Consider the following 26027-nt stretch of genomic DNA (forward strand, 5'->3'; position numbering starts at 1 on the left):
CAGTTTGTCTTCTCTCTTCTTAATGAACCCGCCCCGAAGGCGTGATGCGTATTCTACTCATCTACACTTCCTTGTCAAACACTTTTTTATTTTATTTCAAATAAATTTTTTGCTCAGTCTGCTTTTTGTAAATGCACTTTAGCAATTCGACGTTTTCCAACTTGAATTATGTGGGTTTGACCCGCCGGGAGTGTCATAAAGGCATCGGTAACTCGCTCCCCATCAAGCTTAACAGCACCTTGACCAGTGAGTCTTATAGATTCTGAAGTACTTTTTGTCAAATCAAGCTGTTTAAGAAGTTGCGCAATCCCTATTGAATCTGAACAAACTATGGTTTGCTCGACAATATCCTCTGGAATTTCCCCTTTTTGAAATCGTTCAATAAATGCTTGATGAGCTTTTTCAGCTTCTTCTTTACTATGGAAACGAGTGATTAATTCTTTTGCCAAATCAATTTTTACATCTCGCGGATTTAATCCCTCATTAACAGCTTTTCTAACTGCCGTAATCTCAGTGCCTGATTTAAAACTTAATAAATCGATATAGCGCCACATCAACTCATCAGAAATTGACATAATTTTACCAAACATCATTTCAGCAGGCTCACTGATACCAATATAATTATTTAATGATTTCGACATTTTCTTAACGCCATCTAACCCTTCAATTAAAGGCGTCATCATAATTACTTGTGGTTCTTGACCATAATGTTTTTGTAATTCTCGTCCCATTAATAAATTAAATTTTTGATCAGTTCCGCCAAGCTCAATATCTGCCTTTAAGATGACAGAATCATAGCCTTGGATAAGAGGATATAGAAATTCGTGGATAGCAATGGGTTGTTCTGAGGTATAACGCTTATTAAAATCGTCTCTCTCAAGCATCCTAGCTACCGTATGCGTTGCAGCCAAACGAATCAGATCAGCGGCATTCAGTTTTCCTAACCATTCTGAATTAAAGGCTATGGTTGTTTTCTCAGGATCAAGAATTTTAAAAACTTGCTGTTGATAAGTTTTTGCATTTTCAACTACTGCTTCTTCGCTTAAAGGCATCCGTGTTACATTTTTTCCTGTCGGATCACCTATTCTTGCAGTGAAATCGCCTATTAAAAAAATTACTTTGTGGCCATACAATTGAAATTGACGTAATTTATTTAGAAGAACTGTATGTCCTAGATGAAGATCAGGAGCAGTTGGATCAAAACCTGCTTTTATAATTAAGGGTTGTGATTTTTGTAATTTTTTTTCTAATTCTTGCTCGGGCAGAATCTCTTCACAGCCGCGTTTTAATTCAGAATATACTGAGACTTCGTTAATCATGACAACAAAACCTTACTTTTAATGATTGACCTAACATCTTACAGCGAGTATCTTAGCCCGGTTATTCTATTCTCGCTAGAGGGTAGTATTAGGATAGTTTAAAAGCTTAGGCTTTTTAGTGGTAATGACTAGTTGTGGCTGATTCATCAATCTCAAAAGATTGGGTTGAAGTACCTTAACTAAGCGGTCAGAACCAGAAGATGACTGTAATAAGTTTACTGTAGCATTTTAATAACAGCATTCTCCAGGATGACAATAGTAAAGGCGAAACATGGATCAACAACCCAGTGTCTCATTACAAAGTTTAAATAAACCATCTAAATTGATGGCTCTAATTGCTTTGGTGATTGCGTTCGCCTTGCCTTTTATATTAGTTAAATCTTTTCCGCACAAACATAAAGCCAGTTACTCTCAAAGCGAGTTACCAACTCCTGCAATTGCTGAGCCAGAAGAAAAGCCTGAAGTAACTAACCTTATTATTAAGGAAGAACGCAAACCATCCTCATCACTTGCCAATGCCAAATTGTCAATAAAAGATATAACTCCAGCAGGGCCAATACCACCTAAAACCAAGACGACAACTGCACAAAAACTCCCTGTGGAAACATCTAAATCACAAATCCCCACAAAAGCGCCTTCCACAGTAGTTCCAGTAGCAAACAATGGCTGGAAAATTATTAAGACACGCAGTGGCGATTCACTGGCTACCGTATTTAAACGAGAGGGGTTAAGCCCTCAAACCCTACAAATTATCATGCGTGATAATCCTCACGCCAAAATGCTATCGCGTTTAAAAACCGATCAGCAATTAGAGTTGCTGATAACAAAGAAAACGCTGGAAAAAATGATACTACCTGTATCAAACACCCAATACCTTGTTGTCTACCGTGAAGGACAACGTTATAAAAGCAAGATTAATTTACATAAGACCGAGAGTCGTAATCGTGTAGTCACCGCAACAGTGCGCGGTTCTCTGTTCGGTACAGCAAAACGTAACAACATTCCTTATAAGCTTGTTCAACAAATGACAGAAATATTTACCTGGGACATTAATTTTGCCAAGGATATCCGAGCAGGCGATCAATTTACCATTGTTTATCAAGCGCTTTACATTAAAGATAAATTGGTAGGGGCTGGTGAAGTTATGGCTGTTAGTTATCGCACGCGAGGAAAAACTTATCAGGCTGTCCGACATACCGATAGAACCGGACACACAGATTACTACTCTCCACAAGGTGTCAGTTTAAAGAAAGCTTTCGATCGCTACCCTCTTCGATTTAGTCATATAAGCTCTACTTTTAGTCTTTCTCGCTATCACCCCATTCTGCACTATCGCCGAGCCCATAAAGGTGTTGATCTTGCAGCTCCAATAGGCACGCCCATCCGTGCTACCGGAGACGGACGCATTGAAATCATCGGCCGCCAAAGTGGCTACGGTAATATGATTAAAATTAGCCACAATAAATCCTACAGTAGCATCTATGGCCATATGTTGAAGTTTCAGAAAGGAATATCTCGAGGAACTTTTGTTAAACGCGGACAAGTTATTGGTTACGTCGGCCAAACAGGGTTAGCCTCTGGTCCTCACTGTCACTATGAATTTCATATTAACCACCAGCCCAGAAACCCTACCACTGTTGATTTACCACGCGGCTTTCCGATTTCTGGGAGAGAAATGGCTGCCTTTAAAGCCAACTCAGCAAAACTTCTCGCTCAGTTGAAAGGTGGAACAACTCAGGTTGCAAAACGCTAAGAGTTTGGATGATTGACATAGAAATACATGAGCAGCGAAGAAAAAATCACGGCTCGTGTTTTATTGAATTAGCACAAACTTAAGTAAATAAATAACGACAAATCACTACACTAGCAATAATTCCTGCCAAATCTGCTAAAAGCCCTGCAGGAATCGCGTGTCTTGTCCGTTTGATTCCAACAACCCCGAAATAAACCGCAATGACATAAAAGGTTGTTTCCGTACTCCCCATCATTGTAGCCGCCATTTTAGAGATGAAAGCATCACCTCCATGCTGATGGATAACCTCAGCCATAATTCCAGTCGAAGCACTTCCTGAAAAAGGTCTCATTAGTGCTAACGGTAATAAGTCTGTCGGCATTCCCAAAGTCGATAAAACTGGGCCAAGAAATTCACTTAGAAGTTCAAAAAAACCTGAAGCACGCAACATTCCAATGGCAACGAGCATAGCAATCAGGTAGGGAATAATATTGATAACCGTTTCAAACCCCTGTTTTGCACCTGTGGTAAAAGCATCAAACACATTTATTTTTTTAATCGCACCATAAAGTGGTATACCTACAATAAAAGCGAGAAATAACCAATTTGAAATCTGATTCGCAAAATTATTCATTGGTAATTTGTCCTTTGATACGATAGCCAGGCAACTTAGCTAGCTGCTTTACAGCAACGATAGCAACAATGGTGGAGATAGTGGTTGCGCCTAAAGAACTAACAATGATACTGCTAGGATGCAAACTACCATTTGCAGCTAAAAACGCGATAGCTGTCGCAGGAATCAATTGCACACTAGATGTATTAATTGCAAGAAAGGTACACATAGCATCACTTGCTTGTTGTGCATTTTTGTTAAGCGATTGTAATTCCTTCATTGCCTGCAACCCAAAAGGTGTCGCCGCATTTGCCAACCCCAACATATTTGCGGCAATATTTAAAATCATTGCCCCCATAGCTGGATGATCGGTAGGAACATCAGGGAATAATGGTCGCATAATGGGTCTTAAGTTTCTTGCAAAGCGATTAACCAAGCCTGATTCTGAAGCGATCCCCATGATTCCTAACCATAAAGTCATAATGCCGGTTAAACCTAAAGCAACTTCAAACCCAAGCTTTGCTGAATCCGTAACAGCATGCACGACTTGATCAAGCCGCCCCTGAATTAACCCAACAATCACGGAAAGAAAAACCATCGATAACCATATCGCATTGAGCATTGTTGTCCCCCAACCCTAGACAGGTTAAAATATGTCCTTTTTGTTAACTGGAAGAAAAACATGGGCTCATTTTACTATCGAATAAAATCATTCCAGCAAATTATCTATCTTAGTTGTTTCGCCCTTTTGTCTTTTAAAGCTTTCGCGCATGTCCATCCAAAGCAGGAACAAGCCAACGAAATGATTAGCGAACTATACCACAACTTGAACAACATACCGAAATTTGATATGGCAGCACGGCTTGATGCTATAAGCGCTCACTTTTTAGGCAAAGAATACTTGCTGGGAGCATTAGGTGAAGGAGTGAAAGCCCGTTTTGATCAAGCCCCCCGGTATCGTGTTGATGCCTTTGATTGTGATACTTATGTAACAACCGTACTGGCTTTGGCATTAGCCAGCGATACCCGTGATTTCAAACAATGCTTATGTAAAATTCGCTATGAGAATGGCCATGTCGCCTATACTAGCCGTAATCATTTTACCGGGCTTGATTGGAACCTAAACAATCAACGACAAGGTTTTGTTAAAGATATTACAGAAAATTTTAAGGATATTAATAATCAACCCGTTGCCCAAATAGATAATACATTGATTGACAAACCCTCCTGGTATCAACATCTTACCCTTAAAAACATCCGTTTGTATCCTGGTGATGAAAAAGAGCAGCTACAACGATTAACTGATTTAAAAAATAGAGGTAGCAAATTAACCAAGATAAATTCTCATTTGGCTTATATTCCGCTAACTTCACTGTTCGATAATAATGGTAAAGCCAATCAATATTTGTTTTCACAAATTCCACATGCGGCAATTATCGAGATAGTACGTCCCAATTGGAATCTGCAGGAAGCGATTGGTACGAATTTGAATGTCTCCCATTTAGGCTTCGCCTTTTGGAAAAATGGCACCCTTTACTTTAGAGAAGCATCCTCGATCCATGGCCGTGTAGTTGACGTTCCTTTGGTTGATTATTTACAAGAAGCGCGCAATAGCCCAACCATTAAAGGAATTAATGTCCAGGTTGTTGTACCCACAAATCCCTTATCGAATGGTTGCAGTCCTGCAGGTAATCATTAAGAATAAAATCAAAGAGTGAGTATTGCCAACAACACTCACTCTACTCTTTTTATATAATACAATAAGTACCAATAGCAATCGTTCTATTATAAGGTAGCTTATAAAATTCTATATTAAGATTTGCAGAGTAATTGCGCATGAGGAATGCGAATAATTTTTCCTGCCAATAAAAGCTTAATGTTCTTTTAGCCCTAGAAGCCATCACATTAGGAATTTCGACTAAATAAGTTGCGTTCTCGACATTCACTTCAAAAGATAACAATTTCTTCTCGTTCAACAACTGTAAAGCTTCTGGGATAGAAATAGTATCCATAAATCCATAACGCAACGTCAGCTGGCAAATTTTAGGCGCTAACTGATGGAATTTGAATCGGCTCTTATCACGCACATAGGGCCTATTCTCAACCTTATAATTAACGATAAGAATATTTTCCGGAACGGCAAGACTTAACTTTAAAAAATGAAGGAAGCTACCACCACTTTGATCGTAAGTATCGGTAATAAAAATACCTGTCACTCCTGGCAATTGGTTAAATGCTCTATAACGAAGCTGTTTAATTATCCTTGTGATGTCCTCTTTTTGCATATAAAAATTCTTTTGCAAAAATTGCATACCATTGTTCCAGGTAAACATCACTACAGCGACAGCAAAAGCAAAGAGAACAGGTACCCAGCCCCCGGTCAAAAATTTATGGAAATTAGCACCTAAAAATGCGATATCAATAAAAATGAACAAACTAAATATGCCGATTACATGAAATAAAGACCAATGCCAAACTTTCCTCGCAGCATAGGCTACCATCATGCTAGTCAATAACATATCCAGATTAACTGCAATTCCATAGGCATGTGCCATACCACTTGAGCTTTTGAAGGTAAAAATAAGAATCAGTGTTCCAATAAGAAGGAAAAAATTAACCTGAGGTATATAAATCTGCCCCGCATGCTCTTTGGAAGTTTGGATAATCGGAAGTCTTGGATAAAGTCCCAACAACACGGCTTGCTTGGTAATTGAAAATGTTGCTGTTATTACCGCCTGGGAAGCAATTACTGTAGCGGCAGTAGAAAGTATTAATAAAGGGATAAAAAACCAATCCGGAGCAAGAAAATAAAAGGGATTTTCAATAGCCTCAGGATGTAGCAGAAGATTGGCTGCCTGGCCGAAATAGTTGAGCAGTAAACCAGGTAAAGCGACAAAAAACCAGCTATAGCGGATTGCATTTTTACCAAAATGGCCAATGTCAGCATAAAGCGCTTCACCGCCTGTTATCGCCAAAAAAACCCCGCCTAATAAAAAATACCCCCTTAACCCCTGCGTATGAAGAAATTGCCAAGCATAATGTGGGCTGAACGCCTGCAAAACCACAGGGTTATTGATTATTTGAATGGCACCTAAAGTTCCTATCGTGATAAACCACAACAAAAGGATAGGACCAAAAGCAGAACCAATTTTTCCTGTTCCTTTAGCCTGCATGATGAAAAGAATAATGAGAATCGTGCAAGCTAAAGGAATAATTAGATCATCGAATTTATTTGAAACAATTTTTAAACCCTCAACTGCTGAGGTTACTGAAATAGCGGGGGTTAGCATACCATCACCAATAATAAGGCCCGCACCAAAGATAGCTAGCAAATAAAAAAGGTATTCATGTTTTGTTTTCTTCTGCTTCAGCAATGCTAACAAGGCTAGAATACCGCCTTCGCCATCATTGTCAGCACGAAATACAAAGACTAAGTATTTAATTGAAATAACTATAATCAATGACCAAAGAATCAGTGATAGTATTCCCAAAACGTCAACTGCATTGATGGGAAGTCCACTCAGAGTTTCTCGAATAGCGTAAAGAGGACTAGTCCCTATATCGCCATAAACGACCCCTAAAGCTCCCAGAGCCAAAGGGAATGAGAAATTTTTTGTTGTCATATCAAACTAGTTATTATTTTTACTACCACTATATCCAAACAAGAGCACATTGCGTAGAGTTTTACAAAATTATTTTGCCTTCCTATGGTTGATAATGCTGAAAAACTGACGTGTCGATTGCGAAATCAGGATGGATGCTTAATAATGAAAAAATTCATCTACATAAGGAGTGGGAATGTTTCAAAAGCGTGCTATGAAGCCATTAGTCTTCATTAGCTTAATCTGTTTAGCTTTAAGTAGTTGCTATAGGTATCACCCTCCTTATAATAACTTTAAGCCTTATCGTCGGGTTTATGTAACCACCCCACCAGGAGCTGTGGTTGGTACCACGGCCCTGGCAGTCGCAGGGGGACCTGTTCTAGCCGGCACTGCTGCTGGTGGCGCAATAGGAGCAGGGGTAGGTCTTTATAAAGATAGTAAACCCGCTATTATCAAACAACTTCAGCAACATGAAATTCAATACATTCAGTATGGCGATACAGTAACTCTTGTCGTGCCTACTGATCGCTATTTCCTGTTTAATAGCGCACGATTGAATCAACTGTGCTTCCCAGGCTTAGCCTTGCTCATTAAATTGATAAAAACATTTCCCCCTTGCTGTTCTATCTATGTGGCTGGATTTACTAACGACGTTGGCTCTCGTTACCATAAGAACACGCTGACACAAGCGCAAGCAGAAGCGATGTTGACATTTTTATGGGCTAATGACATTCCAGCGCAGCGGTTAAATGCTGAGGGTTATGGGGACAAATATCCCGTGTCAGATAACAAACTTGTCCATGGTAGTGCGCAAAATCGTCGTTTGGAAATTCAAGTTTTCTATAGCTGCTCGGCTCAGGCCCCTCAACCTGTTGCTTATACTGGCTATGTAAAATAGGTCGTTTTATTTAAGTTTTTAACTGGTAGGTGTATATGAAATCCAGATTTATTGGTGGCATCCTTTTGATTGTTGGAACCTCTATTGGCGGGGGCATGCTAGCTTTACCTGTAGCCAATTCCGCAACTGGTTTTTGGCAATCTTCGCTTTTCTTACTGATTTGTTGGGCAGTAATGACTTTGGGTGCTTTATTTATTCTGGAAGCTAACCTTTATCTTCCTCCAGGTAAACATATGGTTTCAATGGCAGCTTCTACGTTGGGAGGCCCCGGACTTCTTACTGCCTGGCTAAGTTATTTATTTTTACTTTATACCTTATTATCCGCCTATATCTCGGGTGGTGCTGATGTCTTTGGCAGTTTATTTAAACAAATCGGGATTACTCTCAATTCGTGGGAAGCCAGTACTCTATTTACTTTTCTTTTTGGTTTAGTAGTTTATGGCGGCATCCGCCGCGTTGACTTATTAAATCGCGCCTTAATGTTCGGTAAATTAGCAGCTTACTTTATCTTGGTTGTTTTAATAACCCCACATGTGAATCTTCATAATTTTCAAGGGGGAGACTATCGATTAATTGCAGGCACCGTAATGATTTTAATCACCTCGTTTGGCTTTGCAATTATTGTACCTAACCTGCGTGACTATTTTAATGATGACATCAAAGCTTTGAAAAAAGTTGTGTTAATTGGCTCGCTTATCCCACTACTGTGCTACCTAGCCTGGGATGCAGTAATTATGGGCACTTTGCCAGCAGAAGGCTTAGCAGCGTTAATGCATGATGAACACACAACCAGCGCATTGGCCAGTAATCTTTCAAGTACTGTCAATAATACACTGATTAGCTCACTATTTAATTTCTTTACTTCTATTTGCATGCTAACCGCCTTCTTAGGGGTTTCATTGTGTCTTATCAGTTTCTTGGCCGATGGTTTGAATATGGAGCAGCACGGACGTCAAGGGCTCGGTTTATTTCTTCTAACATTTCTCCCTCCGCTTCTCATTGTAATTTATTATCCAGGCGCTTATATCCATGCTTTAAATTATGCTGGAATTTTTTGTGTAATCTTGCTATTGCTATTACCTGCCTTGATGACCGTATTTGGACGAAAAAAATTCTCGCCCCAATATAAAGTTCCAGGAGGCAAACTTTCGCAATGGATAGTTATTATTTTTTCCATTGCGCTTCTAGCTAACACTGGTTGGCAATTAATTAGCTAAATGTGTATTCTAGCTAAGTAGAATAAGAGGCTATTGACATGACGGAGTATCTTATTTTATCATATTGTTTAATTTTTTAACTAAATGGATGTAATTGTGCCTAACTCAAAATTCCTTGGTGGTATCCTACTAATTGTTGGCACCTCAATCGGTGGTGGAATGTTGGCTTTGCCTGTATCAACTGCCGAAGTAGGATTTACCAACTCCGTTTTCTTTCTAATCATGTGTTGGCTCATTATGACCGTAGGAGCCCTATTAATTCTTGAGGTGAATTTACGCCTACCCTCAGGAAGCAACATGGTCTCAATGGCTAAATCAACATTGGGCGTTCCTGGGCAGGTTATTGCCTGGATTACTTATCTTTTTCTTCTCTATACCTTATTAGCAGCTTATATTTCTGGCGGTAGCGATGTCTTAGGTAGTATTTTAGCAAAAGCGCATATTGACCTACCAAATTGGTTAACTTCGTTTATTTTTACAGTAATTTTTAGCCTGGTTGTTTATGGAGGAATTCGAGCGGTTGATTACGTCAATCGTGGCCTCATGTTTGGAAAATTAGGTGTGTATGTATTGCTGGTGATTATTATAAGTCCCCACGTCAACCTAAATAGTTTAAATGGTGGCTCAGTAAGAGCGATCACAGGCAGTTTAATGATCTTGGTGACTTCCTTTGGCTTCGCCTCTATCGTGCCAAGCTTACGAGAATATTTTAATGATGACGTAAAGACCTTACGAAAAGTTATCTTATTCGGTTCGCTAATTCCTCTAACTTGCTACATCCTTTGGGATGCAGTAATCATGGGAGTTGTGCAGCGAGATGGCGAAGGGGGTTTAGTCGCACTAATGACTAATGAACATGCTACGAGTGGCTTAACAAATGCTTTATCGGGAGCTGTCAATAGCCAATGGATTACCGGTTTTTTTGGCTTTTTTACCTCTATTTGCATGGTAACCGCCTTCTTAGGTGTTTCAATTGGTTTATTTGATTTTTTGGCTGATGGACTCACCTTAAAAAAATCCGGGATCCAAGGCAAATCAACATTAGCACTTACCTTTGTTCCTCCTTTAGCTGTTGTACTTATTAATCCAGGCATTTACCTTCATGCCTTAAGTTATGCCGGTATTTGCTGTGTGATTTTATTGCTGTTGCTACCAGCGATAATGACCTGGCGCGCACGTCGAGTTGATCCCACTGGTGGAGTTTGGTTAGTTCCAGGCGGCAATTTAGGCTTAGGAGTAATAGCAGCTATAGGCATAGGTTTGCTGATACTTGCAATTTGACACGAATTGCTGCCTTCCAAATGTGACTAAAAGAGAAAATCTTGAAAATCACTTTCCCAAACTAATTAATCAACTCATTAGCTTGTATGGCCAATTAGCAGTATCTCAAAATGATTATAGTTTTAAGCAAACTACTTAAAATGAGCCATCATCTTTTTTGCTAAATTACTATTGAGTAAGTCTTCAAGGGACAGTGCATCTACCCAATAGGTTTGCAACGCAAGCAAGGCCTTATAACCAAGCTCTAAATTATTAGCGATCAGCTGTTCGAACAACTTCACAAATTTCCCATCAGGATTAGGTGGCGAGTTGGCCTCTATTGAGCGATCATCAATCATTTTCGCAAACATCTCATCGAAACATTGGGCAAGTATCTTTGGTACCGGAGAATTGCCATCAAAAATACGATGATCGCCGCTAACAGAGACAGGAAGCATATCCTCCGGCTCAAAAGTTTGAGTGTCCTTATTCCATACAGGCCTGCGCTCTATCTCAAGAATAGTGCATTTAATTGACTCATTAGCACGAAGTGGAGACTTTGTCTGTTTATAGCCGAAATGACCAATATTACTTAGAGAAATTACTGCGTTACCCGGCATTGGATAATCGTAAGAATCATTATTAAACTCATACAACCCTTTATCAACAATAGTCATCAAGAAGGGATGTTCTTTCTCAAGCTGTTCACGTTTCTTAAAGCAAAAAACCATCATCTTTAAGATATTTCTAATTTTCACACCCAACTGTTGTACCGCCATCTGGTGACAATTTTCAAAAACAATTGTTCCCATATGATCCTGGCAATCAGGTAATTTTACTATCAAACCGACATAGGCTTCTTTGCTTTGATACAATTTCCCATGAGTTAAAAAAGAACGCCACGAACTATTCTCACTCATACCTTTGCTAATGGTTTGTAGCATTAGAAGAGTTAAAGTTTCAGGCGGAAATTTTTTATTGAAAAAATCAAGACGAGAAACATTAAGATCAAATTGGCCAACCATTGTTGGATCACTAGGGTTGTCCCATTGTGTCATAAAAACTTTACGAATAGGGGTCATTTCAAGCTCGTAATAAGCCTGTGTATAATCTCGGACTCGTGGGAACAGCTCTTCCCCCACTTTCATAAAGAAACGCCAGTTTTCACTAGGCTCAAGACTAATTTTGGCAAGTTGCTGTGTATGTTTTTCATTTAAACATTGAAGAAATTGCAATGCTCCCTCTACTCCTAATATCGCGGAAATGGAAACCATATATTTGTATTGTAAAAAAATATTAGTCAGTAGCTGCTTTTCTAAAAACTCCAGTTTGGTACGGACAACCTCCATATCGGGCAAACCAATGTCTTGATATAAATCTGCTTCACTAACATGGCGATGCTCATCTTCAATGATTGTTGTAAATACTTCTGGAGCAATATCTGCCCTTTGCAGACTATTAAAAATTTCTTCAATCCAACCTTCACCTATTAAATTTAACAGTACCACTGCGACCTTGGGGCATTCTTCATCTCGAATAAAATTACATAAAACCTCTATGCCTTCATTATACGCAGGAGGCAGTGCATGAGGAGCACAAAGTAAGTATAAAATTTTGGTAAAAACCATCCCATGAAAAATTTCATCGAGTAGCTGAGTTCGCATACGCTGTCTATGTTCAGGCGAAGACATCTTTGCTTCAAACTTTAAAGGCACCTGGATTGCCAATACTTCGAGTTGAGCCAACATTGAGAATGTATAGATATATAAAATCTTTTCATGTTTTAATTCAAACGGCAGACCATTCTTAAATAATTTATCCATGCGGCTTTTGATCAAAGCCTTCTCCTCTGTGGAAATTTCATTCCAGCCTTCCAAAATCCATTTCTCAGATCCCCATGAAGGTCTAAGCAATTCGCTAAGCTCGTGCACTTTACTTATCCAGCGTCTAATCGATGTGCCTGAATCATAACCAGAGCATATAGATAGCGTCAACCACATTAGCCATCTTGCTGAAGAATAGAGAACTAATGTTACTATGAATCCTTCTTTACCTCTGTTCATTTAATGAATATTGAGTAATACTTCGTAGGTATTAATGAATGTTTTCGTTATGATTAAAACAAAGCCATTTCTAAAGTGGGCGGGTAACAAATATCGCTGTATAGAAACGATACTTAGCTCTTTACCTCCGGCCAAACGCCTTATAGAGCCATTTACTGGTTCCGGGGCTATCTTCATGAACTCAGATTATCCCTACTATTTACTTGCTGAAGAAAATAATGACTTGGTGATGTTATTTAAATTTCTGCAACAAGAAGGACTTCCATTTATTGATTATTGCGCACATTTTTTTTCCAGAGAAAACAATTGCGAACAAACCTATTACCAGCTGCGCGAAAATTTTAATCAGAGTACTGATTTACGTTATAAAGCTGCGTTGTTTCTTTATTTGAATAGACATGGTTACAACGGTCTATGCCGTTATAATCAGCGAGGGATTTATAATGTTCCTTTTGGTCGCTACAGTAAGCCTTATTTCCCTCGCTCAGAAATGCAATATTTCTATCAAAAAAGTCTCAATGCTGAATTTTGTCTCGGTGACTTTCGCCAAACATTTGCACGGGCGGAACCGGGAGATTTAATTTATTGCGATCCTCCCTATGTACCCTTATCTGCTAGCGCAAATTTTGTCTCTTATACCAATAAAAAATTTAAAGAAGCCGATCAAATTGATTTAGCGCTCTTAGCAGCAGAAAGTGCAGCGCGAGGCATCACCGTTATTATCTCTAATCATGACACTGACTTTACCAGGCATCATTACCGCCATAGTAAAATTATTTCCTTTCCGGTCAGTCGGTTAATTAGTTGTCGAGCATCAAAACGTCAAGCCGCTCAGGAGTTGGTTGCTATCTTTAGTCATTGTTAAAGTGCCCGCGGTCAATGCCGCGGGAACTCTCACCTAATGGGATGTTGACCTTGCATCTTTCATAAAAAAAGCAAGAATGGTGACTAGCAAAAGAGAAATAGGCAGAACTGAAAGAGCAATCTGATAATCAACAACTGTATAAATATGCTCTCCCTCTACAATCCCACTATCACCAAAGCTATCCAGAAGTTTCCCTACGAGTGGTTGGAAAACAACACCACCCAAAGTTACTATCATGTTCACAGCGGCAAATACTGTACCGGACAATTTAGCCCCACTGTTCTCCTTACCCATAATAAAGACAATAATTTCTGTTGCGCTAAATGCACCATATAGGAACAACAATACATTTAGCCAGAAATAAGATATTCCTGGATAATAGAGGACAAGACTAATGCAAAATAGAGCCAAAACCGCACCGATAGCCAATGGAAGAACGCGGCGACCACTGCGATCGGATAAATATCCAGCAATAGGTGCACCCACTGCCCAACCTAAAAACATCGCTGATACTGTCCTTGCAGCTTCTACTTTCGTTAAATGATGAGCTTGCTCTAAATAACTTTTACCCCATAACTCGCCGAATACCGACAAAGAGGTATACAAGCAAGCACCGACAAAACCAATTAACCAAACCTGAGGCGATGTCAACACAGACCAGACATTGGCAAAAAACTCAGGCAAGGGGTTTTTATGAGATAAATGTCCCTCTGGACCATCCCGCACCACAAAGAAAGTAATCACTGTTAAGACAGCACCTATTACTACCATAAGATTAAGTACATGATGCCATCCCATAGTCATTGCCATATTGGTAATTTTTACTTCACCATAAACAAGACCAAGCATACCTAATGTCGTAATCAAACCAGCTACCAGCGAGAAATATCGCCGTGGCAACCAATGCATGGCCAGCGATAAAACACCGACGAAAGCAAAAGAAGAGCCAAATCCGACTAAAAAACGACCACTACCTGCAATGAACATGGATGAAGTAATACTAAACATCCATGAACCAATCGCGCAACAAAAGCAGGCAAAAGTGAGTAAGCGTCGTGGACCAAAACGATCCATCAACATACCCACTGGTAATTGCATTGGTGAATAAGCAAAATAATACAAGGCAGACAATTGGCCAAATGTTGTTGCTGAGATGTGACCAAATGCAGCACTTAATTCACTCTGTAGAGCCCCAGGAATAATTCTTAGGACAAATTCATAGCAGTAGAAGAAAGCTCCAACGGCACAGATTAAACTGCCGAGTAAAGCTTGCCTTCTACTAATAGTATTAGTTATCTGCATTAGCATAAGTTTCTTTTAAGAAGAAGGTTAATATAGCAGCAATAATAATTCCAATTGGAATTATTGATAGTGCGAATTGATAGTCGTCAGCTGTGTACATCTGTTGCAGCTTATCAACAGGGATATCTTGCAAAGGCACATTAGCAAGGTGTGTTGATAAACTCAGATCCAACAAACGCCCGACCAAAGGCTGCAAAAACATCGCCCCCAGCATCACTATCATATTGGTCATCGCCATTGCTGTTCCTGCAGCTTCATTAGGACTAAGCTCACGGCCTACAGCAAAAACAATACATTGCGCGCTGTATAATAATCCCAAAAGAAACATCAGGATATTAATATGCATCTCAGTTAAACCAGGTAAATAAAGAACTATCATCATTACGATACCTGCACCGGTCGCACCAAACAGCATAGGCGCTTTACGGCGTTTCAATTTATCTGAAATGTAACCCATTAAGGGGGCACCAATGGTAAAACCCAAGAATAGCAGAGAATTTGCAAAATCAGCGCCCGCTTGCGACAAGTTATGCGCATGCTTTAGGTAAGGAATACCCCATAACTCTGCAAAAACAGTTGTCGGTAAATAAACCAAACAACCAAACATACCATTAATCCAAATCTGCTTATTGCGGGCAATAATTCCAAGATCAATCATACTTTTCTTGAAATTGTCGACCGTACCACTTTTTCGTTGATGGCTTTTCTTGTCTCTTATTCCAAACCATAAAACGAAAATTAAACCAATCCCGACATAGGCTGTTAAATTAACAGTTTCTCGCCAGCCTATCTGCATAACTAAGTTACCGAGTAGGTTGTCCCCAATCATCGCACCAATAGTACCTAGAGCAGCAGCCAGTCCTGAAACCATGGCCAATTTATCTTCAGGCAACCAAATAGTGGCTAACTTTAGTACCCCTACAAACGCAAAGGCTGAACCAAATCCCACTAAAAATCGACCTGCCGCTGCAATCCAAAATACGGTAGTTCCTGCAAAAATAAAGGTACCAACCACACAGATAAAGCATGCAAGTGTTATTAATAGCCTGGGACCATAACGATCCAAAAGCACACCAACAGGCAATTGTAATGGTACATAAGCATAATAATAAAATGCCGAAAGCAATCCAAAACCTGTTGCTGACAAATTAAAATGATCTCGCAACGCATGTTCCATCACACTAGGTGAAATTCGCAAAAAATATTCGTAACTGTAATACACTGCACCTAAGCCACAAATTAGCCAGGCCAAAAACATGTATTTTTTTTCATTATTACTATGCAAAATGAGCTCCTTCATTTCTTTCTTGGTTAAGCACGATACTGAAAACTTAATATGCTTTAGCGAATTCAGCTCGGCTGACACCACTTGCTATCGCCGCTTTGGCAACCGCAAGTGCCACCCGTTCTTTTAGACGAGGATCGATAGGTTTGGGGATGATGTAATGAGGACCAAAATCCCAGTTTGTTACACCGGGATAATTGTCCTTAACAATTTGAGGAACTGGTTCTTGCACCAGCTGACGGATCGCTTCAACAGCAGCAATCTGCATTGATTGGTTGATGCACGTAGCACGAACATCTAGCGCTCCGCGGAAGATATAAGGAAAGCAAAGTACATTATTCACCTGATTTGGAAAATCACTACGCCCTGTAGCAATGACTAAATCATCACGAACTCGATGTGCAACTTCAGGACGTATCTCTGGATCAGGATTTGATAATGCAAAAATAACTGGTCTTGGAGCCATTAACTGCAAAAGCTCTGCATCGAGCAAATCAGGTTTCGCCACTCCAATAAATACATCGGCATCTTTCATCGCATCAGCAAGGGTACGCTTGTCTGTTTTGCGAGCAAAGGCAAATTTGTAAGGGTTGAGATCTTCTCGCCCTGAATGAATAACCCCTTTTGTATCTAAAAGAAGCATTTTTTCTTTATCAGCACCTAAAGCGACCAAAAGACGCATAGATGCAATCCCCGCTGCTCCAGCACCAATGCATACGATATTTACTTCTGACAGTTTCTTTTGCTGTAACTCGAGGGCATTTAACAAACCAGCGGCAACGACAATAGCCGTACCGTGTTGGTCATCATGAAAAACGGGAATACTTAATTGCTCGATCAATGCCTGTTCGATTTCAAAGCATTCTGGTGCTTTAATATCTTCAAGATTAATACCACCAAAACTGGGTGATATACGTTTTGCAGTCGCGATAAAGGCCTGAGAATCTTCAGCATCGACCTCAATGTCAAAGACATCAATATCCGCAAAACGTTTAAATAAAACTGCTTTACCTTCCATAACAGGCTTACTGGCCAAAGGTCCTACATTCCCTAAACCTAGAACAGCCGTGCCATTAGTCATCACCGCCACCAGATTTCCTTTGGCTGTATAGCGAAACGCATCCTCAGGATTCTCAGCAATAGCAAGCACTGGTTCAGCTACACCGGGAGTATAGGCCAGCGACAAATCATCTTGCGAATTTGTTGATTTAGTGACGTGAACAGCCAATTTCCCAGGAGTTGGGAATTCATGGTATTCCAATGCGCGTTCTTTTAATACATCTTTATCCAAAGTATCTACTCTCTTTTCGGACAGCCCGGCGAAAAATCATATAGAAAAAAGTTAGCGATGAACAGTCATTTTGCAAAAAAAAGGCGCAAACTTGCTGCGCCTCTTTACACTTTTTTCAATTTTTATATAAAAATTAATTTTTTCTATTATTTTTTCAGATTGTAACGATCGCGGAATTTTTGAACTCGACCACCAGTATCTACTAGTTTTTGCTTTCCAGTATAAAATGGGTGGCAATTTGCACAAACTTCAATATTTAGATCATGAGCTAACGTAGAGCGAGTTTCGAATTTTTCACCGCAACTGCAAGTCACGTTAATAGTTTTATAATCTGGATGGATAGACGCTTTCATAATACTACTCTCTAGTTTTCAAACGAGTATCGCCACCTGAACTTATGCCAGGCACCATACTCTTATAATAAGACGCGCAACATTATCAGAATTTCTATTATAGATCAATTTTTCTTCTCTGGTAAAAGCCGTCCTTCTTCAAAAAAAGTCACTTTTCCGGTTTTAAGATCATGTATTCCGGCAACGATACCAATTTGTCCTTTTTCAACTAAACCTTTGATAATAGGACTTTGATCCAGAACTTTTCGGGCTACATTTAAAGCATTATTTTTAGCAATTGCATTCATTAATTCAGGTTTAGAACAATCTTTTAAGCCCGTCTCTTTTTTAGTAGGCGCTACGACTGGTTTGATTTTATCTAATACATGGTCGAGATGTCCAAGTGTTACATCTTCACAAGCACCTGCCATGGCACCACAAGAAGTATGACCTAAAACAACAATTAAGCGCGAACCAACCGCTTTCGTTGCGTATTCCATGCTACCTAAAATATCTTCATTCACAATGTTGCCAGCGACACGTATGGTAAACAAATCCGCGAGGCCTTGATCAAAAATTAGCTCGGGAACAGAACGCGAATCCATACAATTGAGAACCACTGCCCACGGATATTGACCATAGGAAGAACGTTTAGCTTGGGCTAGATAGTCTCTCTCTCGCATTGAATTACTTAAAAAACGCTGATTCCCTTCTTTCAAGCGCTTCAAAGCTTCCTGAGGAGTCATTGCTTGTTGCGTAGAAGCTGAAGTAGTCTTACCGAGTGTCAAAACTTCTTCAGCAGACTCCGCTTGAAGACCAAAAGAAACCGAAGAAGTTATTAATGCCAACAATCCACTCGCAATAAATTTATACATTTTATCATCCTTGTATCATGAAACTTCATAAATAACACCCGCTAGGGTAAATAGCAAGAAAACTCTCCTGAAAGCGGCCTCTATTCTTGTTATCCTGCTTGTTCAGATGTGTGGGTTATTTCCACCAACACAGGCGCATGATCGGAGGGGCGCTCCCATTTGCGAGGTACTTTGTCGATGATCGATGACGTACATAAGTGATTTAATTCATTGCTCAATAAAATATGATCTATTCGTAATCCTCTGTTACGTCGAAATGAACCCGCACGATAATCCCACCAACTGAAAGCTTGCTCTTCCTGAGGAAAATTACGAAAAGCATCCGTTAAACCGAGTGCTAATAAATTAGCAAATGCTTTGCGTTCAGCAGGACTAACCATCACACCATGTTGCCATTCCAGAGGGTCATGAACGTCTCTATCTTCGGGAGCTATATTAAAATCACCGAGAACTACAAGTTTTGGATAAAGAACTAGCTGTTGCTTAATAAAAGCGATAGTTTTTTCTAGCCATGCTAATTTATAAATGTATTTGTCTGAAGTTAATTCTGAGCCATTAGGCACATAAAGATTAATAAGACGTATACCAGCTATTGTTGCTGCTAGTACTCGTCGTTGCGGATCCACAAACTCAGGCAGTTCGCTTACTATCTCTGTAATTGGATGTCGGCTAATAATCGCTACGCCATTGTAGGTTTTCTGTCCGGTAAAAGCCACGTGATAACCTAATTCAGCAAATATATTCGTAGGAAAAAGTTCATCAACAAGTTTTGTTTCCTGTAAAGCTAAAATATCGAGCTCTGTAGATTTGAGCCAATTTAATACATGCTCAAGCCGTATTTTTATAGAGTTCACATTCCAACTTGCAATTTTAAGCATACCAATCTCCTGCGTACTCAATCATTAAAGGTGCATGATCAGACCAACGCATATCACGGTAAATAGTGGCGCTGACTACGCTATCAATTAATCCTGGAGTGACAACTTGATAATCTATTCTCCACCCCACATTTTTTTCTCGTGCAGTGGGACTGCGGTAAGACCACCAAGTATATTGCTCTTCTTCTTGGTTAACTACTCTAAATGCATCAACAAAACCCATGGGACCAAAAAGCTCATCCATCCAAGCCCTCTCTTGAGGCAAAAATCCGGAGTTCTTTTGATTTCCTCGCCAATTTTTCAAATCAATTTTTTTATGGGCAATATTGTAATCCCCACAAAGAATTAATTCTCGTCCCTCATTTTTTAAATTGACTAAATGCTTAGCAAAGCGTTCTAAAAAATCATATTTGACCGCTTGACGCACATCCCCACTAGTACCGGAGGGCAAATAAAGAGAAACTATGCTTAAGTTAGGATAATCAAATTGCAGATAACGCCCCTCATTATCACAATAGTCAAACCCGAGACCTTTTACAATTCGCAACGGCTTATGTCGCGCATAAATTGCTACTCCACTGTACCCTTTCTTTTGCGCATCGTAATATTCACAATGGTAACCTTTCGGATAATAGAGGTCATCGAACTTCTCCCCCATTTGTGCTTTAGTTTCCTGGATGCAGACAAAATCAGGATCCTGGGTAGCTAACCAATCATAAAACCCTTTTCGTGCCGCAGCGCGAACCCCATTCGCATTAAAAGTAATTACTTTCACAACTTCACCGTACAAAAAAAGAGTTATAAGCTTAACCTCTTTGCAATTTTACCCAGGCGCTTGCCCAATTGTTTAGCCAGTATAATTTCGTCCTGACTCAGAGGATTATTACTTGAAGTCCCTGCAACATGAGTAACCCCATAAGGTGTACCTCCAGTCTGAGTAGTATTAAGACTAGGTTCTGTATAGGGCAAACCAATAATCATCATTCCGTGATGTAACAAGGGTAATATCATGCTCGTTAAGGTAGTTTCCTGACCTCCATGCATGGAAGCAGAGGAGGAAAAAACACAGGCAGGCTTATCGACCAAATCTCCGGCAAGCCATAAAGGGGTTGTAGTATCTAAAAAATATTTTAATGGCGATGCCATATTACCAAAGCGCGTAGGGCTCCCGAGCGCTAATCCCTGACAATCTCGCAAATCATCTAAAGTCACATAAGGTGCCCCACTATCGGGGATGGACTTATCCACTGCTTCACATGTGGGTGAAACGGGTGGAACTGTGCGAAGTTTCGCTTCAATACCATCAATACTCTCAATACCTCGAGCTATGTATTGCGCCAATTGGGCGGTAGCACCGTAACGAGAGTAATAAAGAACCAAGATATAAGGGTTAGCCATAAACAAACTCCAATAGACTCTCGTCTCTTATTGAGAAATGCGGACGAAGTCTAATACTTTTTCTGGGGGACGGGCAAGGAGCATTTGCTCACCCGACACCACAATCGGTCGTTGTAAAAGCTGTGGGTGAGCAATTATAGCGTTTAAAATGGTTTGCTCATCGGCTGTGGCCAAGTTTAATTCTTTATAGAAGGGTTCATTTTTGCGAAGTATATTATCAAGGCTCAATTGTTTTGCAAAAGTTTGCAATAGCTCATAGGAAAGGCCTTGACGAGTATAGTCTATTATCTCTACAGGAATAGAAGCCTCTTGCAGCAGCTGCAGGCAAGCACGTGATTTCGAGCATCGAGGATTATGATATACAGTAAGCATTTCTTCCCACCCTTTTAAACAAATTTTAGCTAAGAATCCTTTAAAATTTCCGATAAAGCAATGATCAATCATTAAATTGACTGTGCTAAATGTTATATGCGAATTTGTCTAACTCAGCAAAAAAGAGAGATAAGATTAGCTATTTTGGCTTAGGTTATGCAATATTAGACAAGATATTCGCCAGTTAAGAATCAATGAATTTAGGTGGTGATAAATGAAACAAATCGCTAATTTTTTCACGGATTGGAAAAATAAAAGCATCACTAAATTTCATGAAGCAAAGCGCTTTATTTTATTTGTGATAGAGCATTTTATCAAAGACGATTGCACCTATAGGGCTTCAGCTTTGGCATTTACTAGCCTTCTTGCAGTCGTTCCCTTAATGAGTGTGGGTCTAGCACTGTTGTCTTCATTTCCCGTGTTCCAAAATTTATCAGGTCCCGTTCAAGATTTTATTTTTGAAAACTTTGTTCCAGCCACAGGCAAAATTATTCAAGACTATCTACAGCAATTTTCGGCTCAAGTATCAAAACTATCGATTTGGGGAGTGGCATTTTTATTCGTTACAGCCTTGTTAGTCATGGTTACAATAGAAAAAGCCATGAATAGAATTTGGAAAACCCATACCTCCAGGAGAGGAGTTGCTGCCTTTTTACTCTATTGGGCCATCCTATCTCTGGCGCCTGTTTTACTCGGATTAAGCTTAGCTGCAAGCTCTTATGTCCTATCGATTCCCTTTATCCAAGAACATCATGCACCCTTGCTTTTTCTTAATAGTATTCCTTTTCTTTTATCCCTTGTTGGCTTCACATTTTTGTATGTTGTTGTTCCTAATTGTCCTGTCAAAATCATTCATGGTTTATGGGGTGGCATAGTGGCAGCAATTCTATTTGAATCTGCTAAGCAAGCATTTGCATATTATTTAACCCAATATGATACCTACCAATTACTTTATGGCGCTTTCGCCACTGTACCCATTTTTTTTGTTTGGGTCTACTGGGTATGGGTTATTACCCTATTAGGAGCTGAAATTAGCTATGCGCTGTCAGTGCATTATAAAAGACGTCCAGGAACACCAATTGATGGTTTTTCTCATGCATTACTCTGGTTATATCAACTTTGGCTTGCGCAAAAATCGGGGCACGGCTTAACACGAGAGGCATTAATTCATGCCAGTTCACGGCCTTTTGCCATAAATGTTGATGATATGATTAATGAATTAATCGGCTCGGGCTTACTACATAATACAGATATTGATGAGCTGATGTTAAGCCGTGATTTAAGCCAGGTTAGCCTATATTGGCTAACCCAGCATTTGCCTTATCGTTTGCCCACTCATATTGAACTTCAACAAGAGGAGGAAGTTCATCCAACACCTTGGTGCAAGGTTTTGGATAAAACTGACATTGAACTTCAAAAAGCACTGTCAATTAATTTAGCGCAACTTTTTAGTCAACCCCTTGAAGATGAGGTTGAAGTAGTAAGTCAACATTAGGAGCAAATTGTTGCGAACAGATTTTTAGTGCTTGCGAAAACTCAGACGTAACATTCTCTTGCCCCACTAACGCAATAATTCCTGCTTTTTCAAGCTTAGTGTATACTTTAGAATTAGCCCCTGTTAATAATACACGTACCTGGCGTTGCTTAAGATTAATAATCACTTCTTCCAGGGTTTGTAGACCCGTAATATCCATAAAAGGCACCCACCCTAAGCGAATGATTAAAGTTTTAGGCTCGGTATGAGTACTTTCAAGCGCATGCTCAAATTTCTCTGCAGCACCAAAGAAAAAAGGACCTTCAACGGAATAAACTAAAACTTCTTCAGGTAAATTATTTAATCCCTGGTTTTTTAGCTGCTTTTGCAATTCCTGATGACTCATTGCCTGAACTTCAACACTTATAGCCATACGTCTTAAGAATTGAAATGTTGCCAAAATAACGCCTACATAAACAGCGACAACTAAATCGACGCCAATCGTTAAAACAAAAGTTATCAACAAGATTACGACATCCGCTCGCGGAGCACGTTTGAGCATTTTGATAAAATGTTTAGCCTCACTCATATTCCAGGCAACAACAAATAAAATTGCAGCAAGTACTGCCAAAGGCACATGAACTGCCAAAGGCGCAAGGAACATGATGATTACGACCAAAGTAATGGTATGTATAATTCCTGCTAAAGGACTGCTTCCGCCATTACGAATATTCGTCGCAGTTCTGGCAATAGCCCCTGTCGCGGCAAACCCACCAAATAAAGGCGCTGCTATATTTGCAATACCTTGGCCAATTAATTCTTGATTAGAATTATGTCGCGTACCTGCCATACCATCAGCTACGACAGCAGAAAGTAAGGATTCAATCGCACCAAGCATAGCAATGGCAAATGCAGGTCCCATTAATTCACTCAAGCGCGCCATGGTAATCTCAGGCCAATGGAAACTAGGTAGGCCCTGAGGGATTCCACCAAAAGTGCTGCCAATAGTTGCAACACTTTCAAACTGAAATATTGCTTGCAAACTAGTTGCGACCACTAAAGCGACTAAAGGCCCAGGAACACGCTTTAATCCTGGCAATTTAAAAGAGTAGCGTACTAGCAATAAAGACACTGTTGCCAAAATTGTGGTTGTCAGGCTCAGCTGGGGAAATACTTGTAGAAGATGCCAAAACTTTTCGTGAAAATGATTTCCCGTGACAGCCGGCAAACCAAAGAAATCTTTCCATTGACCAACCCAAATAATAACTGCAATACCGGAGGTAAAACCAACAATAACGGGATCAGGAATAAATTTAATTACTGTGCCTAAGCGCGCAAAACCTAAGAACAGCAATATAACGCCAGCCATCAAAGTCGCAATTTGCAAGCCATCTATGCCATATTTTGCGGTGATTCCCGACAAAATAACAATGAAAGCCCCCGTAGGTCCAGCAATTTGCAAACGACTGCCCCCTAGCAAAGACACTAGTGCCCCTGCCACTATTGCAGTGTAAAGACCTTGCTCTGGTTTAGCCCCCGAGGCAATGGCAAAAGCCATGGCAAGTGGTAGCGCAACTACCCCAACAATGACCCCGGAAATGATATTACGTAACCAATACTGGCGTTGTAGTAAACCCGCCCGGTAAGCTTCAAATATAGCAATCATGGAACAATTTGGTTAATCAAAGTTGGTGTATTATACCCTTTTTCTTAACAATATTGCTATATTTTTTTACAAAAAAGCCATTTGAGATACTTATTTGACCAATATTTTTTCTTTACTTGAGACATTATTATTTGCCCCTACACTGCCAATAGAGAAGAAATTACCCTACTACTTCGCAGTGGATTAAAGCAAGAAGGAGCCTTAAATGGCGAGCCCTCTAACCAGATTATTCTTAAAGCAAAACCGATGGAACCTATCCAACAACGATTTGTTGCCTATTACCAGAAAGGCGATAAGGTGAGATTTAACTTTAAAGGAAGCAAAATTCAAGCAAGTAGCGCTATTATACGGTAAGAGAAATTAGTAAAAAGAATCACCAAGATAATGTTTTACCACTAATAAATGAGTAAGCTAATTTAAAGAATCTACCGACTTATAAGACACGTGCCACACCTTTTGAACGAACCGTCGAAGTTTATGAGAAAAAATCTTTCGTTATCACAAAATGGGGCCGACGTACACACCAGGCCCTCAATAGAATATTCTTTTCCGAAAGTTGAAACACTACAGCTCTCTAGTAGAATCTTACTCCACATTTATACCTTCCTCGTCAATACTGCCATTAATCCCATTGCTAGAAACAGTATCATTTCATCATTTTTCTTATATTCCCCCCATGTCATGATCCATTGATTAAATTCCTTCCATTAGTTTAGATAAATGTAGCTTAATTAACTGTGTATTATACTGAAAGAGCTTTGTCATCTGCAGCATTCTAACGAGGAGAAGTGAATGAAAATATTAATGGTGCTGACCTCACATGATATGCTCGGTAATACGGGTCGTAAAACAGGATTCTGGTTGGAGGAGTTTGCAGCGCCCTATTTTGTATTCAAAGATGCCGGTGTTGAACTCACATTAGCCTCACCTAAAGGTGGGCTGCCTCCTATTGATCCAAAGAGTGATTTACCTGAAAATCAGACTCCGGCTATGCAGCGATTCAAGCAAGACGAGCGGGCCCAAAAAGAGCTATCCCAAACAATCAAACTTGCGAATGTGAAAGCAGAATATTTTGATGCGCTATTCTATCCCGGTGGTCATGGTCCTTTGTGGGATCTTGCAGAAAGTGCTGAGTCAATCAGTTTAATTGAATCATTTTATAATTCTGAAAAACCTGTTGCTTTAGTATGTCATGCTCCAGGAGTGTTGCGACATGTCAATTATAAAGAGATTCCTCTTGTCAAAGGAAAACGTGTGACAGGCTTCACCAACAGTGAAGAGGAAGAAGTACAGCTCACAGAAGTAGTTCCATTTCTCGTAGAAGATGAGTTGAAACGATTAGGAGGGCTATTCGAAAAAAAACCTAATTGGCAAAGTTTTGTTATCGTTGATGGCCATCTAATTACGGGACAAAATCCTGCATCTTCAACTGCTGGCGCGCAAGCATTAGTCAAACTACTCGCGTAATCCATATAATTGGTAACTCTCTTAAATTTTGGCAGAATCTCGCGCCAAGTGCGACAGATGAGTAAAATATCATCAGTTGCATAAGGAGCAAAAGGATGGGAGTTTGTTATAAGCATTT

Annotated in this window: 23 protein-coding genes; 8 read left to right on the forward strand and 15 right to left on the reverse strand. The window is 39.8% G+C overall.

Annotated elements, in window-relative coordinates; all coding sequences use genetic code 11:
• Window positions 1-113: 113 nt before the first annotated feature.
• On the reverse strand, window positions 114-1319 hold the full coding sequence (tyrS, locus tag Lbru_RS00255; protein ID WP_058440176.1) for a tyrosine--tRNA ligase: 1206 nt from the start codon (window positions 1317-1319) through the stop codon (window positions 114-116).
• A 271-nt stretch (window positions 1320-1590) separates the two neighbouring features.
• Here tyrS and Lbru_RS00260 point away from each other — a divergent pair, with 271 nt between their 5' ends.
• A complete protein-coding gene (locus Lbru_RS00260) occupies window positions 1591-3072 on the forward strand; it encodes a peptidoglycan DD-metalloendopeptidase family protein (protein ID WP_058440177.1) in 1482 nt (493 codons plus the stop codon).
• Window positions 3073-3151: 79 nt separating this feature from the next.
• Here the strand turns inward: Lbru_RS00260 and Lbru_RS00265 are convergent, their stop codons facing one another.
• Together Lbru_RS00265 and Lbru_RS00270 are read right to left on the reverse strand one after the other, a co-directional pair.
• Complete coding sequence (locus tag Lbru_RS00265; protein ID WP_058440178.1) at window positions 3152-3685, reverse strand: spore maturation protein; 534 nt, start codon at window positions 3683-3685, stop codon at window positions 3152-3154.
• Window positions 3678-4286, reverse strand: a complete 609-nt coding sequence (locus Lbru_RS00270; protein WP_058440179.1) for a nucleoside recognition domain-containing protein — start codon at window positions 4284-4286, stop codon at window positions 3678-3680. The genes Lbru_RS00265 and Lbru_RS00270 overlap by 8 nt, the downstream gene beginning before the upstream one ends.
• Before the next feature lie 60 nt (window positions 4287-4346).
• Here Lbru_RS00270 and Lbru_RS00275 point away from each other — a divergent pair, with 60 nt between their 5' ends.
• Complete coding sequence (locus Lbru_RS00275; protein WP_058440180.1) at window positions 4347-5363, forward strand: N-acetylmuramoyl-L-alanine amidase-like domain-containing protein; 1017 nt, start codon at window positions 4347-4349, stop codon at window positions 5361-5363.
• Window positions 5364-5412: 49 nt separating this feature from the next.
• On the opposite strand, the gene Lbru_RS00280 is transcribed toward Lbru_RS00275, so the two are convergent.
• Window positions 5413-7287: a potassium transporter Kup gene (locus tag Lbru_RS00280; RefSeq protein WP_058440181.1), complete on the reverse strand. Its 1875-nt coding sequence runs from the start codon at window positions 7285-7287 to the stop codon at window positions 5413-5415.
• A gap of 175 nt (window positions 7288-7462) precedes the next feature.
• Between Lbru_RS00280 and cmpA the strand changes: the two genes are divergently transcribed.
• The 3 genes from cmpA to Lbru_RS00295 all read left to right on the forward strand — a co-directional run bounded on the left by cmpA (window position 7463) and on the right by Lbru_RS00295 (window position 10662).
• Entirely contained in the window at window positions 7463-8164 is a 702-nt protein-coding gene (gene cmpA, locus Lbru_RS00285) for a C-OmpA-like family protein CmpA (protein ID WP_058440182.1), read from the forward strand.
• Window positions 8165-8199: 35 nt separating this feature from the next.
• Window positions 8200-9381: an amino acid permease gene (locus Lbru_RS00290; protein ID WP_058440183.1), complete on the forward strand. Its 1182-nt coding sequence runs from the start codon at window positions 8200-8202 to the stop codon at window positions 9379-9381.
• Between the two features lie 96 nt (window positions 9382-9477).
• Complete coding sequence (locus Lbru_RS00295; RefSeq protein WP_058440184.1) at window positions 9478-10662, forward strand: amino acid permease; 1185 nt, start codon at window positions 9478-9480, stop codon at window positions 10660-10662.
• Between the two features lie 131 nt (window positions 10663-10793).
• Here Lbru_RS00295 and Lbru_RS00300 read toward each other — a convergent pair whose 3' ends face one another.
• A complete protein-coding gene (locus Lbru_RS00300; RefSeq protein ID WP_238583792.1) occupies window positions 10794-12641 on the reverse strand; it encodes a 2-oxo acid dehydrogenase subunit E2 in 1848 nt (615 codons plus the stop codon).
• Window positions 12642-12753: 112 nt separating this feature from the next.
• On the opposite strand from Lbru_RS00300, the gene Lbru_RS00305 reads away from it, so the two are divergent.
• On the forward strand, window positions 12754-13569 hold the full coding sequence (locus Lbru_RS00305) for a Dam family site-specific DNA-(adenine-N6)-methyltransferase (RefSeq protein WP_058440186.1): 816 nt from the start codon (window positions 12754-12756) through the stop codon (window positions 13567-13569).
• A gap of 33 nt (window positions 13570-13602) precedes the next feature.
• On the opposite strand, the gene Lbru_RS00310 is transcribed toward Lbru_RS00305, so the two are convergent.
• The 9 genes from Lbru_RS00310 to arsC form a co-directional block, all read right to left on the reverse strand.
• Complete coding sequence (locus tag Lbru_RS00310; RefSeq protein ID WP_058440197.1) at window positions 13603-14871, reverse strand: MFS transporter; 1269 nt, start codon at window positions 14869-14871, stop codon at window positions 13603-13605.
• Entirely contained in the window at window positions 14858-16156 is a 1299-nt protein-coding gene (locus tag Lbru_RS00315; protein WP_058440198.1) for an MFS transporter, read from the reverse strand. The genes Lbru_RS00310 and Lbru_RS00315 overlap by 14 nt, the downstream gene beginning before the upstream one ends.
• Window positions 16157-16202: 46 nt before the next feature.
• Window positions 16203-17447, reverse strand: coding sequence for a malic enzyme-like NAD(P)-binding protein (locus tag Lbru_RS00320; RefSeq protein WP_058440187.1), 1245 nt, complete (start codon window positions 17445-17447; stop codon window positions 16203-16205).
• 146 nt (window positions 17448-17593) lie between these two features.
• Window positions 17594-17800 carry a 50S ribosomal protein L31 gene (gene rpmE / locus Lbru_RS00325; RefSeq protein ID WP_058440188.1) on the reverse strand — a complete coding sequence of 69 codons (207 nt, stop codon included), beginning with the start codon at window positions 17798-17800 and terminating at the stop codon, window positions 17594-17596.
• 104 nt (window positions 17801-17904) lie between these two features.
• Window positions 17905-18654 carry a carbonic anhydrase gene (locus tag Lbru_RS00330; protein WP_058440189.1) on the reverse strand — a complete coding sequence of 250 codons (750 nt, stop codon included), beginning with the start codon at window positions 18652-18654 and terminating at the stop codon, window positions 17905-17907.
• An 89-nt stretch (window positions 18655-18743) separates the two neighbouring features.
• Window positions 18744-19532, reverse strand: coding sequence for an exodeoxyribonuclease III (gene xth / locus Lbru_RS00335; protein WP_058440190.1), 789 nt, complete (start codon window positions 19530-19532; stop codon window positions 18744-18746).
• Window positions 19525-20307, reverse strand: a complete 783-nt coding sequence (locus tag Lbru_RS00340; protein ID WP_058440191.1) for an exodeoxyribonuclease III — start codon at window positions 20305-20307, stop codon at window positions 19525-19527. Before Lbru_RS00340 ends, xth begins: the two co-directional genes overlap by 8 nt.
• Window positions 20308-20330: 23 nt before the next feature.
• Window positions 20331-20930 carry an NAD(P)H:quinone oxidoreductase gene (gene wrbA / locus Lbru_RS00345; protein ID WP_058440192.1) on the reverse strand — a complete coding sequence of 200 codons (600 nt, stop codon included), beginning with the start codon at window positions 20928-20930 and terminating at the stop codon, window positions 20331-20333.
• 27 nt (window positions 20931-20957) lie between these two features.
• Window positions 20958-21302, reverse strand: a complete 345-nt coding sequence (gene arsC, locus Lbru_RS00350; protein WP_065235399.1) for an arsenate reductase (glutaredoxin) — start codon at window positions 21300-21302, stop codon at window positions 20958-20960.
• 214 nt (window positions 21303-21516) lie between these two features.
• On the opposite strand from arsC, the gene Lbru_RS00355 reads away from it, so the two are divergent.
• Window positions 21517-22797 carry a YihY family inner membrane protein gene (locus Lbru_RS00355; protein WP_058440194.1) on the forward strand — a complete coding sequence of 427 codons (1281 nt, stop codon included), beginning with the start codon at window positions 21517-21519 and terminating at the stop codon, window positions 22795-22797.
• Here the strand turns inward: Lbru_RS00355 and Lbru_RS00360 are convergent.
• Window positions 22751-24442, reverse strand: coding sequence for a SulP family inorganic anion transporter (locus Lbru_RS00360; protein WP_058440195.1), 1692 nt, complete (start codon window positions 24440-24442; stop codon window positions 22751-22753). The two genes, Lbru_RS00355 and Lbru_RS00360, sit on opposite strands and share 47 nt — an antisense overlap.
• Before the next feature lie 792 nt (window positions 24443-25234).
• Here Lbru_RS00360 and Lbru_RS00365 point away from each other — a divergent pair.
• Entirely contained in the window at window positions 25235-25909 is a 675-nt protein-coding gene (locus tag Lbru_RS00365; protein WP_058440196.1) for a type 1 glutamine amidotransferase domain-containing protein, read from the forward strand.
• Window positions 25910-26027 lie beyond the last annotated feature (118 nt).

It is taken from the genome of Legionella brunensis (assembly GCF_001467025.1).
Classification (GTDB): Bacteria; Pseudomonadota; Gammaproteobacteria; order Legionellales; family Legionellaceae; genus Tatlockia; species Tatlockia brunensis.